The organism is Mycobacterium marinum (assembly GCF_003391395.1).
Lineage (GTDB): Bacteria > Actinomycetota > Actinomycetes > Mycobacteriales > Mycobacteriaceae > Mycobacterium > Mycobacterium marinum.
The window spans coordinates 3,472,142-3,487,434 of the sequence record NZ_CP024190.1 but is presented as its reverse complement, the minus strand read 5'-3'; the positions used below and the strand labels follow the sequence as shown (position 1 = coordinate 3,487,434).

The window sequence follows — 15,293 nt, the reverse complement described above, 5'->3', positions numbered from 1 at the left end:
CTATTTAGACGACATCCTGCGCCAACTGATCACCGCGATCACTATGCCGACCAGCGCAGTGATCGGCCCGATGACAGACCAGGTGGTGGTGTTGCTCATCGGGCTGCCGCCGAGCACTCCGAATCCCTGCAGCGCCCAGATCGACCCGAATAGCGCGATGATCAGCCCGACCGCGAAGGTAACGACGAAACCCCTGCTCATATGGGAACCCTACGTGCCGATTCGTCGCCATGAGGGCGCTGCGGTACGAATGACTGGTGGCTGAGCCGACCATCCTGCTGTTGTCGACGTCGGATACCGACCTGATCTGTGCCCGATCCAGCGGCAGGGCCTATCGGTGGGCCAACCCGGCACGGCTGTCCGAGCTGGAGCTGGCGGACCTGCTAACCGACGCCGCGATCGTGGTGGTGCGGATTCTCGGCGGCTACCGGGCCTGGGAAGACGGCATCGAGGCCGTGTTGGCCGCCGGCGTCCCCGCGGTCATGGTCAGCGGCGAGCAGGCCGCCGACGCGGAGTTGATGGACCGCTCCTCGGTCCCGGCGGGTATCGCGCTGCAGGCGCACATCTACCTGGCGCAGGGGGGCGTGGACAACTTGCGCCAGTTGCACTCGTTCCTTTGCGACACCGTGCTGATGACGGGCGTTGGTTTCGGCCCGCCGGTTGCCATCCCGTCCTGGGGGGTGCTGCGGCGACCGGATGCCGGCAGCACCGGTCCCACCATTGCCGTGCTGTACTACCGCGCGCAACACCTGGCCGGCAACACCGCCTATGTGGAGGCGTTGTGCGCGGCGATCGAGGCCGCGGGCGGACGTGCGCTTCCGGTGTACTGCGCCTCGTTGCGCACCGCCGAGCCGGAGCTGCTGACAACGCTGAGTAGTGCCGATGCCATGGTGGTCACCGTGCTGGCCGCCGGTGGGGTCAAGCCGGCAACCGCATCCGCCGGCGGCGATGACGACAGCTGGAACGTGGAACACCTCGCGGCCCTGGATATTCCGATCCTTCAGGGGCTGTGCCTGACCAGCCCGCGGGCGCAATGGTGCGCCAACGACGACGGACTGTCCCCGCTCGACGTCGCGACTCAGGTCGCGGTACCGGAGTTCGACGGCCGCATCATCACAGTTCCGTTCTCGTTCAAGGAGATCGACGACGACGGCCTGATCGCCTATGTCGCCGATCCGGAGCGCTGCGACCGGGTCGCGGGCCTGGCGCTGCGGCACGCGCGACTGCGCGGCGTTGACCCCGCCGACAAACGGGTCGCGTTGGTGTTCTCGGCTTACCCGACCAAGCATGCGCGCATCGGCAACGCGGTCGGCTTGGACACCCCCGCCAGCGCGGTGGCGCTGCTGCGAGCCATGGGCGAACGTGGCTACCAGGTGGGCGAGCTACCCGGTGTCGAAGCGGCCGATGGCGACGCGCTGATCCACGCGCTGATCGAGCGCGGCGGCCAGGATCCGGACTGGCTCACCGAAGGTCAGCTTTCCGGTAACCCGATCCGGGTATCCGCCAAGGACTATCGGCGCTGGTTTGGCACGCTCCCATCCGAGCTGACCGATGCGGTGACCCAGCATTGGGGTCCGCCGCCGGGGGAGCTGTTCGTCGACCGCAGCAATGATCCGGATGGCGAAATCGTCATCGCCGCGATGCAGTCGGGCAACCTGGTGTTGATGGTGCAGCCGCCACGCGGCTTCGGGGAAAACCCGGTGGCGATCTACCACGACCCGGACCTGCCGCCGAGTCATCACTATCTGGCCGCCTACCACTGGCTGGATGCGGGCTTCGGGGCTCATGCGGTGGTGCACCTGGGCAAGCACGGCAATCTGGAATGGTTGCCGGGCAAGACGCTGGGCATGTCGGCGGCGTGTGGATCCGATGCCGCGCTGGGCAATCTGCCGTTGATCTATCCGTTCCTGGTCAACGACCCCGGTGAGGGGACCCAGGCAAAACGGCGGGCACACGCGGTTCTGGTCGATCACCTCATCCCGCCGATGGCCCGCGCCGAAACCTACGGTGACGTCGCCCGGCTGGAGCAGTTGCTCGATGAGCACGCCAACGTCGCGGCGCTGGACCCGGCCAAGCTGCCGGCCATCCGTCAGCAGATCTGGACGCTGATCCGGGCCGCCAAGATGGACCACGACCTAGGGCTGACCGAGCGCCCGGAAGAGGACTGCTTCGATGACATGCTGCTGCATGTCGATGGTTGGCTCTGCGAGATCAAGGATGTCCAGATCCGCGATGGCCTGCACATCCTCGGGCAAAAGCCAACGGAGGAGACCGAACTCGATCTAGTGCTGGCCATTCTGCGGGCCCGCCAGCTGTTCGCCGGTGCGCAGGCGCTACCCGGTTTGCGCCAGGCACTCGGCCTGGCCGAGGACGGCACCGACGAGCGTGCGGCAGTGGACCGGATCGAGGCGGCCGCCCGTGGTCTGGTGGCCGCGCTGCAGGCCGCGGACTGGGATTGCGCTGCCGTCGAACAGATCACCGACAATCCCGAGGTGGCGGCGGTGCTGCGGTTCGCCGCTACCGAAGTGGTGCCGCGGCTGGCCGGGACGGAAGCCGAGATCGACCAGGTGCTACGGGCCCTGGACGGACACTTCATTGCCGCGGGTCCGTCGGGGTCGCCGTTGCGCGGTCTGGTCAACGTCTTGCCGACCGGACGTAACTTCTACTCGGTGGACCCCAAGGCCGTACCCTCCCGGCTAGCCTGGGAAGCCGGTGCGGCGCTAGCGGATTCACTGCTGACTCGATACCGCAATGACCACGGGCGGTGGCCGCAGTCGGTAGGGCTGTCGGTGTGGGGCACCTCGGCGATGCGCACCGCCGGTGACGACATCGCCGAAGTGCTCGCGCTGCTGGGCGTTCGGCCGGTATGGGATGAGGCGTCCCGGCGCGTGGTGGACCTGACTCCCATTGCACTGGCCGAGCTGGGCCGGCCGCGCATCGACGTGACGGTGCGGATCTCCGGCTTCTTCCGCGACGCATTCCCGCACGTGGTGACGATGCTCGACGATGCCGTGCGGCTGGTGGCCGAACTCGATGAGCCGGCCGAAGACAATTACGTACGCGCGCACGCGCAGGCCGACCTGGCTCAGCATGGCGACCAACGGCGAGCCACCACAAGGATTTTCGGCTCCAAACCGGGAACCTATGGCGCCGGGCTGCTGCAGCTGATCGACAGCCGCAACTGGCGCGACGACGCCGACTTGGCGCAGGTGTACACCGCCTGGGGCGGATTCGCGTACGGACGCGACCTGGAGGGCCGCGAAGCGGTCGACGACATGAACCGCCAATACCGGCGCATCGCCGTGGCCGCCAAGAACACCGACACCCGAGAACATGACATCGCCGACTCCGACGATTACTTCCAGTATCACGGCGGCATGGTGGCCACCGTGCGTGCCCTGACCGGCCAAGCGCCGGCCGCCTACATCGGCGACAACACCCGCCCCGACGCGATCCGCACCCGAACACTGTCGGAGGAGACCACCCGGGTGTTCCGGGCGCGGGTGGTCAATCCCCGCTGGATGGCCGCCATGCGCCGGCATGGCTACAAGGGCGCCTTCGAGATGGCGGCGACCGTCGATTACCTGTTCGGCTACGACGCGACCGCCGGGGTGATGGCCGACTGGATGTATGAGCAGCTCACCGAGCGCTATGTGCTGGACCCGGAGAACCGCAAATTCATGACGGAGTCCAACCCCTGGGCGCTGCACGGCATGGCCGAGCGACTGCTGGAGGCGGCCGGGCGCGGGATGTGGGCTCAGCCGCAGCCCGAGACGCTCGACGGTCTGCGCCAGGCGCTACTGGAAACCGAGGGTGATCTGGAGGGGTAGCCCCCCGCCCCCGGCGCGAGCAGACACAGAATCGCACTCGGCTAGCCCTCCGAGTGCGATTCTGTGTCTGCTCGCGAGCTAGGGGAACCGGCCCGCGGTAGGTTGACAGCGTGACACCCACGTTCGCTGACCTGGCCAAGGCGCAATACATCCTGCTCACCACCTTCACCAAGGACGGCCGGCCCAAGCCGGTGCCGGTCTGGGCCGCTTTGGACGGTGACCAAGGTGACCGCCTGCTGGTGATCACCGAGGGAAAGTCGTGGAAGGTCAAGCGGATCCGCAACACACCGCGGGTCACGCTGGCCATCTGCGACATGCGCGGTCGCCCGAAGAGCGAGGCCGTCGAAGGCACCGCCGCCATCCTGGACAAGTCGCAAACGGCGGCCGTGTACGACGCGATCGGCAAGCGCTACGGCATCGTGGGCAAGGTCTTCAACCTATTCAGCAAACTGCGCGGCGGCATGGACAACAACGTCGGACTCGAGCTCAGGGTGGCCTAGGGCCGACCGCATGGGCACCGTCCTGATTCCGATCCCGGACCGTGATTTCGACCCCACCGAGGTTGCGGTCAGCTGGCGCGTGCTGACCCAAGACGGCCATCGGGTCATTTTTGCCACCGAAAGCGGTGCTGCGGGGATCGCCGACGACATCATGGTGAGCGGCCGAGGTTTGGACATCTGGTCGGCGCTTCCCATCTTGGGTTCCGTCTCGCTCATGGGTCGGATGCTTCGAGCCAACAAAGACGGTCGCCGCTGCTATGCACTGATGCGGCAGTCGGTCGAGTTCCAGCACCCCCTCAACTGGGCACAAGCCACTCTGGCCGGGGTCGACGCACTGCTGCTTCCGGGCGGGCACCGGGCCCGCGGAATGCGCAGCTACATCGACAGCCAGACACTGCAGGGGCTGGTGGTAGAGGCCTTTGCGGGTGGGCGGATCGTGGCCGCGATCTGTCATGGCGTCTTGCTCGCCGCTCGCAGCATCGATCCGGCTACCGGCAGATCGGTGCTCTACGGGCGCCGGACGACCGCACTGACCTGGGCGTTGGAGCGGCGGGCCTGGCAGCTCACCCGCCGCACCCGCCGCTGGGATCCCGATTACTACCGCACCTATACCGAGGAGCCGGGCCAGGCCCGCGGATACATGTCGGTGCAGGCGGAAGTCACCCGCGCGCTTGAAGATCCCACCGAATTCTGTGATGTTGCTCGCACTGCCCCGCACCGGTGGCTCAAGACTTCCGGCATGGTGCGTGACACCGCGACCGACTCGCGGCCGGCGTTTGTGGTCGATGACGGCGGCTACGTGTCAGCGCGCTGGCCAGGTGATACGCACACGTTTGCGCAGGTGTTGTCGCGGAAATTGAGCTCGCCGCACCCCGATGCGGGGTCTTGACCTGCGCTAGCGCGGCGGACTCGAGCTACGGACGGCCACCATGGGCGGGCTGGCCCCGCTGACGGTCGTGGCGGTTGTGTTCGCGGTCCGAGGTTCACCCTCAAAAATCAGTATCCTGCCTGGGGTGCAGGATCGATTGGATGGCGTGGCCGGCTCGCGGCGCGGGCTGCGGATCGCGCTGCGCGGGCGGCGCGACCCGGTGCCTGTCGCCGGACAGCGCAGCCGGACCTCGAGCGGTATGGGTGATCAGCACGTCCGCAAGGTTTTGGACCTCACCATTCGACTAGCCGAGGTGATGTTGTCCTCCGGCTCGGGTACCGCCGACGTCGTCGCCACCGCCAACGACGTGGCTCAGGCGTATCAGATCACCGACTGCGTCGTCGACATCACGGTCACCACGATCATCGTGTCGGCCCTGCCGACCGCGGAGAGTGCGCCGGTCACCATCGTGCGCTCGGTGCGGACCCGCTCCACCAACTTCACCCGGCTGGCCGAACTGGACCGGCTGGTCCAGGAGATCACTGCCGGTGGGGTCACCGTCGACGAGGCACACGAAGCCATGGACGAGTTGACCCAACGGCCGCATCCATACCCGCGCTGGCTGGCGACCGTCTGCTGGGCGGGCTTTTCCCTCGGCATCGCCATGATGCTGGGAGCCAACTGGCGGACCTGCGCCATCGCCGCGCTGACCGCCGCGACGATCGATCGACTGGGCCGGGTGCTGAACCGGATCGGGACCCCGTACTTCTTCCAGCGGGTGACCGGAGCGGCCGTCGCGACCTTGGTCGCGGTGGCGGCCTATCTGTTCACCGGTGAGGGGCTGGCGGCCCTGGTGGCCACCGGGATCGTGATGCTGCTATCCGGATTGACGCTGGTCGGTGCGATGCAGGACGCGATAACCGGCTACATGGTCACCGCGGTTGCCCGGATCGGCGAGGCATTGTTCCTGACGTCGGGAATCGTCGTCGGCATCCTTGCCGGCCTGCAGATCGCCAAGACCGCGGGCGTCGAGATCGAGCTGCGTGTCCATGGGAGTGGCGGGTTCGTCGTTCCGCAGGGGCCGCTGCCGATCCTGCTCACGGTGCTCGGAGCCATGCTGGCCGGGGCATGCCTGACCGTGGCGAGTTACGCGCCGCTGCGGTCGGCCGTCACCGCCGGGTTCGCGGCCGGACTCGCCGACCTGGTCTTGATCGGTCTTGGCACAGCCGGTTTCGGTCAGGTGATCGCCACCGGGATCGCTGCGGTCGGGGTCGGTTTTCTGGCGACCCTGATCTCCATTCGCCGTCAAGCCCTCGCGCTGGTGACCGCCACAGCGGGCATCGTGCCGATGCTGCCCGGTCTGGCGGTTTTCCGCGCTGTCTTCTACTTCGCTGCCGACTCGCATTTCGATGAGGCGCAAAGCCAGTTGTTGTCGGCGGCGGCGACCGCGCTCGCCTTGGGCAGTGGGGTAGTGCTGGGTGAGTTCGTCGGCTCACCACTGCGGTATCGCGCCGGACGGATCGGTCATTTGTTGCGGATCGAGGGTCCGCCCGGACTACGTCGGGCCGTCGGCCGAGTGGTGCGCCTGGAACCGACCAAGAACGCGCAGTCGACCAACACCCGCGGCCAACAATCGCGAAGTGTCGCGCTCGAGCCGGCGTCGACCGACCACTCCGACGCCGCCGAGGACAACGACCGAACCGGGGGGCACGGCGGTCACGGCGGTCACGGTGGTCACCGGGACGAGTCCTAGCCGTCCTCGCCGGCCGTCTCGGTCAGCGCGTCGAGGCGGACACCTTTGCGGGCGTCGGATCGGGCTCTGGTGCCGGAGCCGGCGTGGGTTCGGGGGTGGGCGTGGCGACGACCAGCACGCCGCCGGAAATCCATTGGATGGTGATGGTGGACTGCGGCAGGGCGGTCTGCAGGTCGGCTTCCAACGAGTCGACTTCCGGTTGGGTTTGGCCGATCAGGGTGATGGTGATGGCGCTGGCGGTGCCATTGGTGCTCAACACCGCGACGTCCGGTCTCTTGGCGGCCCAGGCGGTCGCGGTTGTGCGCGCGGTATCCAGCGCGGCCTGAGTGCCATCGGACTTGGCTGGGCCTGAGGTGCGAGTCCAGGCCAGGCTGATCGGGATGCGGTAGTTGAACCGCGAGTCGATCAGCGACGTCAGCTCCTCGGCCCGTTTCGGTGGAAATGGCCCGGCGGTGGAAACCACCAGCGTCCCCGACTCGTAGCTGAGCCCTTGCAGGGTCAACGACTGAGCACCCAGCCAGCTTCGGATCACCGGGCCCAGTTCGTTCAGCGGTGGCTGGGGTGTGTCCGGGCGACTGTGCTCGGGATCGCGCACCGGAATCCAGCTCAACTCCACGGTGACTGGGTGCCCCAGGGCCCGGCTGAGACTGGCGGCCACGGTCTGCACCGGTGGGGGCGAGGTGGGGCTGGTGATGTCGGCTCGGACCGTGCTGCCCGTGGCGGTGATGTGGCTGAGCACGCTGCCCGGACTGAGCATGTCGGTCAGCGTTTGGGTGGCGATCTCGAGATCACGGGCGTGGCCGGTAAGCGCGATGAACCGCGGGGTGAGGATCGTGGCAACCGCCACGGCGCTGACCGCCGCCAAACCCAGCGACGCAACGATCTGGCGGCGGTGGGTGCGGAACTTGCGGAGCGGGACCAGTCCGCTCAGCAGGAAGACCACCGCCGCCATCACCACGATGCCGACGAGGTTCGTCGAAAACAGGATGACGGCACCGCGGGCCAACTGTGGCTGTCCGCGCCCGAGCAGGACACCGGCCGCGCCCAGCGGGGGAACGACCGCGACGGCGACCGCGACGCCCGGCAGGGCCGCAGAGATCTTCTTGTGCACCGTGGCCAGCGCTCCGACCGCGCCGGCACCCATCGCGACCAGAAGGTCGCGGATGTCCGGGCTGGAGCGGGCGACAACCTCGCTGGGCAGACCGGTGCCGGTCGCGGGCAGCAACGTGGCGGTGATCCATCCGACCCCGACGGCAACCATGGCCGATACCGCTACCAGCGCCAGTCCACGCAGCAGCCGGTGTCCCCATCCCATGATCAGGCAGGCGGCTATCCCCATGATCGGGGCCATCAAGGGGGCGATCATCATCGCACCGATGACGACGGCCGCGGAATTCTGTAGCAGGCCGATCGAGGCGACCATGCTGGACAGGACCATCAGGGCCGCGAAGCGCCACAGCGCCCCGCCCGACAGCGTCACCATCAGCGTGTCCATGATCGAGCGACGGTCCTCGACCGGCAATAGCTTTGGTCGCCAGGGAACCGCCCTGCCCTTGGGGTCGGTTGTGGCCCGGTCATCGGACTCGCCCACGGCGCTGCGGCCGGGAATTTCGGTCAGCATCGGTTTGGGGGGCAGCTCCACCGTCATCAGTCGGGTCGCCTATCGCGGTCGGGGTGCGGATCTCACTCTGCACCAGCCACTTTGCTGGCGGTGATCGTCTGTTGAGGGACGAAACATACCGGCAGTGTGACAATTTGCCGGGTTTTCGGGCAGCGACACGCCGCGGCGTTTGCCGTAATGCAACCTCGCGCTGGCGATTTCGCACCGACGCCCGCGGGCCGAACGCCAACCGCTCTGGCGGTGCTCAGCCCCGCGAAGTCCCGGCGGCCAGGTGCTCGCCGAAGAACGCGAAGACCCGGCCCCACGCGTCTTCGGTCGCGGCTTCGTTGTAGCCGAAGCCGGTGATGCGCAGCAGCGGTTGTCGGGGAAGCTTGTTGGCGAAGCTGTGCCCGGCACCCGGATAGCCCTTGATGTCGGCGGGGATCTGTTTGGCCTGGGTCACTTCGCGTAACCGGCTGGGTGCGCCCAGGCCCAGCGGGTCGCGGTTGCCAAAGCTCGCCACGATCGGACACGCCCCGTCGAGCGTCTCGCTGAGGTGGCGCGGCAGCGGGGTGCCATAAAACGGTGCCGATGCGCCAAAGCCTTTGGGTGACAGGATCAAGGCGAATTGACCGCCCATACAGAAGCCCGCGATGCCGACCTGGCCGGAGCATTCGGCCATGGCCAATAGGTGGTCGCGGGCGGCCAAGATGTCATCGAGCGCGCGGCCCCGCTTGGTCAAGAGCTCGCGGAAGACGCGGGTAATGCAACGAGCGCGGCCGCCGCGCGCATACATGTTGGGAGTCAGCGCCAGGTAGCCTGCCGCGGCGATGCGCTCGGAAATCGCCTCGTTGTCGGGGGCATAACCGATCGCGTCGTGGACCACGACTACCCCCGGCCACGGACCCTCTCCCGTGGGAACGCCCAGCAGTGCGTCGATTGGTCCGGCGGGGGTGTCGATATCAATCGTCGTCATAGCGTCATCTAACTGCAGCCGTGTTGCGACCGTACGCGGAACTCGGGCGCAGTTCCCATACGTTGGCGTCACATGGTAGGTCGGCTAATTCTCATCTACGCCGTTGTCGAGCTCATGGCACTGATTGGGCTTACGGCAGCGATCGGGTTCGCCTGGGCAGTTCTGGTGCTGTTGGCCAGCTTCGTCCTGGGGTTGGTGCTCTGGGCCCCAATGGGCGGCTGGCAGCTGAGCCGTCAGCTCGGGCAGTTGCGCTCCGGCCTGCAGGAACCGCGAAGCGTGCTCAGCGACGGCGCGCTGGTTGCCGTGGCCACCGGGCTGGTGCTGGTTCCCGGCCTGGTCACCACCGTGTTCGGGTTGTTGCTGCTGGCCCCGCCGATCCGGGCCGCAGCCCGTCCCGGCCTGACCGCTATCGCGGTGCGAGGTTTGCTGCGACGGGTGCCGCTGACCGGCGCCGCGGCGGCGAGCATGGCTGATGCGTTCAACCGCCGCAACGCCCGTGAGCAGCGCGACTTCATCGACGGCGAGGTTATCGACGTCATCGATGGTGAGCCGCCGACCTTGCCGCGGGCGGTGGTCGAGGTCGACGAATTGGACGAATTCGATGATTTCGATGGTTTCGATCGATTCAACGGCTTCACTCGCTTCGACAGTTTCGGAAACGTGCGTACCTCGACGCGCCACCGCTCGGCGCCGGGTGCCAGGTAGCTGGCCGGCCCGCCCACGTAGTTTTGCGGTGTGACGCGGATTTCCACCAAGCTGCTGGTCAACGGCCGGGTTTACAGCCCGACGCATCCTGACGCCACCGCCATGGCGGTGCGCGGCGATACCGTTGCCTGGCTGGGCAGCGACGACGTCGGCCGCAACCAGTTCCCCGATGCGCAGGTAGAGGATCTCGACGGCGGATTGGTTGCGCCGGGGTTCGTGGACAGCCACATCCACCTGACCGCGACCGGTCTGACGATCAGTGGGCTGGACCTGCGGCCCGCGAGCTCACTGGCGGAGTGCCTGCAGTTGGCTGCCGACCACGCCGCGGCGCACCCGGGCCAGCCGCTGTGGGGCCATGGCTGGGATGAGTCGGCATGGCCGCAGCACATCGCGCCCAGCACCGCTCAACTCGACGCGGTGCTCGGTGAGCGGCCCGCATACCTGGCTCGAGTCGACGTCCATTCCGCGCTGGCCTCCTCGGGCCTGCGCCGGCTGGTCCCGCAGCTGTCGGAGGCCGCCGGGTTCACCGAGCAGGGGCCCCTGACCGGCGAAGCCCACCACCTGGTCCGCGCCCGCGCCCGCGATCTGCTGACCCAACCACAGCTCGCCGAGGCGCGGACCGCGGCGCTGGGGTCGCTGGCGGCCGCCGGCATCGTCGCGGTGCATGAGTGCGGCGGCCCCGAAATCGGTGGCCTCGACGACTGGCTGCAGCTCTCCGCCCTGCCGCACGGTGTCGAGGTGATCGGCTACTGGGGTGAGGCGGTCACCACTGCCGCCCAGGCGCGCACGCTGATGGCCGAAACGGGCGCGCGCGGCCTGGCCGGTGATCTCTTCGTGGACGGGGCGCTCGGGTCGCGCACCGCCTGGCTGCATGAGCCCTATGCCGATCAGCCCGGCTGCGTCGGAACCTGCCACCTCGACGGGCCAGCGGTGGAAGCACACGCGCGAGCCTGCACCGAGGCGGAAGTGACCGCAGGATTTCACGTCATCGGTGATGCCGCCGTCGCGACAGTGGTCGACGCGTTCGAGCGGGTCGTGGCCGACCTCGGGGTGGTCTCCGTGGCTCGTTGCGGCCACCGCTTGGAACACGCCGAGATGGTCACCGCTGAACAGGCGGCGAAGCTGGGCGCGTGGGGCATCATCGCCAGCGTGCAGCCAAACTTTGACGCGCTGTGGGGAGGCGCTGGGGGCATGTACGCCCGGCGCCTTGGTCCGAAGCGAGCTCGCCTGCTCAATCCGCTTGCGCTGTTAGCATCCCAAGGCGTGCCCCTCGCGTTTGGTTCCGACGCACCCGTCACCGGGTTTGACCCCTGGGCGAGCGTGCGTGCGGCGGTCAACCACCACACCGCGGGCAGCGCGGTGTCAGCGCGGGCGGCGTTCGCGGCAGCAACGCGCGGCGGCTGGCGGGCCGCGGGCGTGCGGGACGGAAAGACCGGAACCCTGGTTCCCGGGGCGCCCGCTTCGTACGCCGTGTGGGACGCCGGCGCTCTGACCGTGAGCGCACCCCGCGATGCCGTCCAGCGTTGGTCTACCGACCCGCGGTCGCGCGTGCCCGCGCTGCCGCGGCTGGATCCGGCGGATCCGCTGCCGCGGTGTCGTCAAACCGTGCATCGAGGTGCGGTCATTTATGGCTAGGGACTGGCTCGGTCGCGAAAGGCTGCCTGTGGATGCTCAAGAGGACAATCCGGAGGTTGTGCAACCTGAGCCCGGCGTTGACCAAACAGGTCAGCTAGGCGATGGACGAGAGCCCGACGCCGATACCGCTGACCCGGGCGATGACGCCGCGATCGCCGACGATCTCGCCGACGAGCAGGACGAGGCGCAGGACGAGGTGCAGGATTCGGAGACCGAGGCCGAGACCACGCAGGTGAGCGCCGGGCCGAGCGCTGCCGTTCGGCTCGGAACTGCCGCGCGCCAAGGGCTGGTGGCATTTGGCGCCGGAGCGGCGGCTCGACTGCCCGGCCTGTGGGCCGCAACTCGCCCGCGGCTGGTGCGGTTGGTGGTGTCGCTTGTCGCCGGATTCCTGATGTATGCCAGCTTCCCGCCCACCAACTGGTGGTGGGCTGCCATCGTCTCGGTGGCGCTGCTGACCTGGGTGCTGATGCACCCAGCCACCACCCCTGTCGGTGGGCTGGGCTATGGATTCGTGTTCGGGTTGGCCTGTTTCGTGCCGCTGCTGCCGTGGATCGGGACGTTGGTGGGGCCGGTGCCCTGGCTGGTGCTGGCCACCACCTCGGCGCTGTTCCCGGGTTTGTTCGGCCTGTCGGCGGTCGTGGTGCGCCGATTGCCGGGCTGGCCGATCTGGTTCGCGGTGCTGTGGGGCGCACAAGAATGGCTGAAGTCGATCGTTCCGTTCGGCGGTTTCCCCTGGGGATCGGTGGCGTTCGGCCAGGTTGACGGGCCGCTGCTGCCGTTGGCGCAGCTCGGCGGTGTGCCGCTGCTGTCCACCGGGGTAGTGCTGGTGGGCTCCAGCTTTGCCGCTATCGCCCTGGAGATCGAGAAGTGGTGGCGCACCGGCAGCCCGGCCGCTCCGCAGGCCGACCCCGAGCCGGCCAAGCCCCCCGCGGTCCTGCTGCCGGGTATCACCGTCTGTCTGGTGTTGTTCGCCGCGGTCATTGTGTGGCCGCAGGTGCGCCACGCCGGTGCGGGATCCGGCGGAGAACCCACCATCACCGTCGCGGTGGTCCAGGGCAACGTGCCCCGGCTGGGTCTGGACTTCAATGCGCAGCGTCGCGCGGTCCTGGACAACCACGTCCGCGAGACACTCGAGCTGGCCGAGGACGTCCGAGCCGGCCTAGCTCCGCAGCCGCAGTTCGTCATCTGGCCGGAGGACTCTTCGGATATCGATCCACTCATCAACCCCGACGCTGCGCAGCAGATCTCGAAGGCCGCCGTGGCGATCGGAGCGCCGATCCTGGTCGGTACGGTGCTCGACGCTCCGGGCAGCAGCCAGAAGAACTCGGAGAACGCGGAGTACACCAACACCGTGCTGGTCTGGAATCCCACCACCGGACCGGGCGACCGCCACGACAAGGAAATCGTGCAGCCATTCGGCGAATATCTGCCCATGCCGTGGCTGTTCCGGCATCTTTCCGGGTATGCCGACCGGGCCGGGCACTTCGTACCCCGGCCGGGTTCGGATGTGGTGAACATCGCAGGCGTACCGGTGGGCGTGTCGACCTGTTGGGAAGTGATCTTTGACAGGGCTCCGCGAAAGGCCGTCCGAAACGGGGCCCAACTGCTGGCCGTGCCCAGCAACAACGCCACGTTCAACAAGACGATGAGCGAGCAGCAGTTGGCCTTTGCGAAGGTGAGGGCCGTCGAACACGACCGATATGTGGTGGTCGCCGGCACCACCGGAATCAGCGCGGTGATAGCGCCAGACGGTCGCGAGCTGGTTCGGACCGATTTCTTCGAGCCCGCTTATCTGGACATACAGGTCCGTCTCAAGACCAGACTCACCCCGGCAACACGCTGGGCTCCGATCCTGCAATGGCTGATGGTAGGGGCGGCTGGCGTGCTGATTCTGGTCGCGATGCGGCACAATGGGTGGTTCCCGCGTCCGACGCGTCGGCGGTCCGGGCCCGCGGGCGAAGCTGATCAGTCCGATGCGCCCCAGGACGAAGCTGACGACTCGGGCGCGGCGTCCCGGAACGAATCCGAGGACGACCTGCAGACAGCAACCGGCACCCCGCCTGAGGCGGGCGGCCACCACTCAACCTGATTTCGGGCGACATATAAGGAGCTACATGACCACCGGCCAACCTGCGCCCCAGAGCCCGGGACCTCGTCCCAGCGAGCGCACCCTGGTGATCATTCCCACCTACAACGAGCGGGAGAACCTGCCCCTGATCCATCGGCGGGTGGTCGACGCGTGCCCGCACGTACACGTGCTGATCGTCGATGACAACAGCCCCGACGGCACCGGGCGGCTTGCCGACGAGCTGGTCGCCGCCGATCCCGATCGCATTCATGTCCTGCATCGCACGGCCAAGAACGGCCTGGGTGCTGCCTACCTGGAAGGGTTCGCCTGGGGCTTGAGCCGGGGGTACTCGGTGCTGGTCGAGATGGACGCCGACGGCAGCCACGCGCCCGAACAGCTACACCGCCTGCTGGACGCCGTCGACGCCGGTGCGGACCTGTCCATCGGTTCGCGCTATGTCCCCGGGGGCACGGTACGAAACTGGCCGTGGCGGCGCCTGGCCTTGTCCAAGACGGCCAACACCTATTCGCGGCTCGCGCTCGGCATTGGGGTGCATGACATCACCGCCGGCTACCGCGCCTACCGCCGTGAGGTGCTGGAGAAGATCGACCTCGCCAGCGTCGACTCCAAGGGCTACTGCTTCCAGATCGAGATGACCTGGCGCAGCGTGAACAGCGGCTTCGTCGTCGTCGAGGTTCCCATTACCTTCACCGAACGCGAGATCGGTGTATCGAAGATGAGCGGGTCCAACATCCGCGAGGCGCTGTTCAAAGTCACCCGGTGGGGCGTCAAGGGCAGGTTCGCGGGTTCTGAGGGTGGGGGCGACCGCGCCCACACCCACGACCACAGCTAGCCGGCGGTCCGGCCGCGGCATCAGCCGCGGCGACGCGACCGGATCAGGTCAAGACGTTCCTTGAGCAGCTCTTCGAGCTCTTCGACCGAGCGACGCTCGAGCAGCATGTCCCAGTGCGTGCGCGGCGGCTTGACCTTCTTCGGCTCCGGCAGATCACCCTCGATCAGGGTGCCTTCCATGCCGTTCTTGCACAGCCAGGTGCCGGGAATCTCGGCATCGTCGGCGAACGGCACCTGGAACTCTTCGCCGTTCTCGGTGCGGTACCGAGCAATCTGACGCGGGGCGAGGTCGTGGTTGCGGTCGGTTTCGTAACTTACGGCCCCCAATCGACTGCCTCTAAGGACACGATCAGCCATCGCCGCTACTCCTCCGGATCATCGAGCTGGTGGGCTCCGTACTGGTGATTCTTTCCGATTGCCAAACGTCGCGACCGGCTACATAGTTCCCGGGCGCACGACGCGACCATTAATGATACCGAGTGCGTCGAGCGAGGCCGACTAAAGTC

At 67.7% G+C, this 15,293-nt stretch carries 9 protein-coding genes and 2 pseudogenes; 7 read left to right on the top strand and 4 right to left on the bottom strand.

Going from position 1 to position 15,293, the window contains the following annotated elements; genetic code table 11:
- Positions 1-201, bottom strand: a complete 201-nt coding sequence (locus CCUG20998_RS14680) for a hypothetical protein (RefSeq protein ID WP_015355697.1) — start codon at positions 199-201, stop codon at positions 1-3.
- 56 nt (positions 202-257) lie between these two features.
- On the opposite strand from CCUG20998_RS14680, the gene cobN reads away from it, so the two are divergent.
- The 4 genes from cobN (at position 258) to CCUG20998_RS14660 (ending at position 6,951) form a co-directional block, all read left to right on the top strand.
- Positions 258-3,830 (top strand): cobaltochelatase subunit CobN, encoded by a 3,573-nt coding sequence (gene cobN / locus CCUG20998_RS14675; RefSeq protein WP_020729267.1) that lies wholly within the window; start codon positions 258-260, stop codon positions 3,828-3,830.
- 110 nt (positions 3,831-3,940) lie between these two features.
- Positions 3,941-4,330, top strand: a complete 390-nt coding sequence (locus tag CCUG20998_RS14670) for a PPOX class F420-dependent oxidoreductase (protein ID WP_020729266.1) — start codon at positions 3,941-3,943, stop codon at positions 4,328-4,330.
- A 10-nt stretch (positions 4,331-4,340) separates the two neighbouring features.
- Positions 4,341-5,219 (top strand): type 1 glutamine amidotransferase domain-containing protein, encoded by an 879-nt coding sequence (locus CCUG20998_RS14665; RefSeq protein ID WP_020729265.1) that lies wholly within the window; start codon positions 4,341-4,343, stop codon positions 5,217-5,219.
- Positions 5,220-5,259: 40 nt separating this feature from the next.
- Positions 5,260-6,951, top strand: coding sequence for a threonine/serine exporter family protein (locus tag CCUG20998_RS14660; RefSeq protein ID WP_020729264.1), 1,692 nt, complete (start codon positions 5,260-5,262; stop codon positions 6,949-6,951).
- 22 nt (positions 6,952-6,973) lie between these two features.
- Here the strand turns inward: CCUG20998_RS14660 and CCUG20998_RS14655 are convergent, their stop codons facing one another.
- Both CCUG20998_RS14655 and CCUG20998_RS14650 read right to left on the bottom strand, forming a co-directional pair.
- Entirely contained in the window at positions 6,974-8,599 is a 1,626-nt protein-coding gene (locus CCUG20998_RS14655) for a DUF389 domain-containing protein (RefSeq protein WP_020729263.1), read from the bottom strand.
- A gap of 217 nt (positions 8,600-8,816) precedes the next feature.
- Complete coding sequence (locus CCUG20998_RS14650) at positions 8,817-9,527, bottom strand: dienelactone hydrolase family protein (protein WP_020729262.1); 711 nt, start codon at positions 9,525-9,527, stop codon at positions 8,817-8,819.
- A gap of 72 nt (positions 9,528-9,599) precedes the next feature.
- Between CCUG20998_RS14650 and CCUG20998_RS14645 the strand changes: the two are divergent.
- The 3 genes and pseudogenes from CCUG20998_RS14645 to lnt all read left to right on the top strand — a co-directional run.
- Positions 9,600-10,106 (top strand): annotated as a pseudogene (locus CCUG20998_RS14645) (FxsA family protein); the annotation flags it as partial.
- A 156-nt stretch (positions 10,107-10,262) separates the two neighbouring features.
- A complete protein-coding gene (locus CCUG20998_RS14640) occupies positions 10,263-11,867 on the top strand; it encodes an amidohydrolase (protein ID WP_020729260.1) in 1,605 nt (534 codons plus the stop codon).
- A 289-nt stretch (positions 11,868-12,156) separates the two neighbouring features.
- Positions 12,157-14,826 (top strand): annotated as a pseudogene (lnt, locus tag CCUG20998_RS14635) (apolipoprotein N-acyltransferase); the annotation flags it as partial.
- Here the strand turns inward: lnt and rbpA are convergent.
- The gene (rbpA, locus tag CCUG20998_RS14625; protein WP_011740265.1) at positions 14,809-15,144 is read right to left on the bottom strand and encodes an RNA polymerase-binding protein RbpA; all 336 of its coding nucleotides are present in this window, start codon (positions 15,142-15,144) and stop codon (positions 14,809-14,811) included. The pseudogene lnt and the gene rbpA overlap by 18 nt on opposite strands.
- Between the last annotated feature and the right edge of the window lie 149 nt (positions 15,145-15,293).

What these genes read in the sequence shown, in the direction of transcription:
- CCUG20998_RS14650 (WP_020729262.1), bottom strand. Translation starts at nt 9,527, where the DNA reads ATGACGACGATTGATATCGACACCCCCGCCGGACCAATCGACGCACTG.
- CCUG20998_RS14655 (WP_020729263.1), bottom strand. Translation starts at nt 8,599, where the DNA reads ATGACGGTGGAGCTGCCCCCCAAACCGATGCTGACCGAAATTCCCGGC.
- rbpA (WP_011740265.1), bottom strand. Translation starts at nt 15,144, where the DNA reads ATGGCTGATCGTGTCCTTAGAGGCAGTCGATTGGGGGCCGTAAGTTAC.
- CCUG20998_RS14680 (WP_015355697.1), bottom strand. Translation starts at nt 201, where the DNA reads ATGAGCAGGGGTTTCGTCGTTACCTTCGCGGTCGGGCTGATCATCGCG.
- CCUG20998_RS14665 (WP_020729265.1), top strand. Translation starts at nt 4,341, where the DNA reads ATGGGCACCGTCCTGATTCCGATCCCGGACCGTGATTTCGACCCCACC.
- CCUG20998_RS14660 (WP_020729264.1), top strand. Translation starts at nt 5,260, where the DNA reads ATGGGCGGGCTGGCCCCGCTGACGGTCGTGGCGGTTGTGTTCGCGGTC.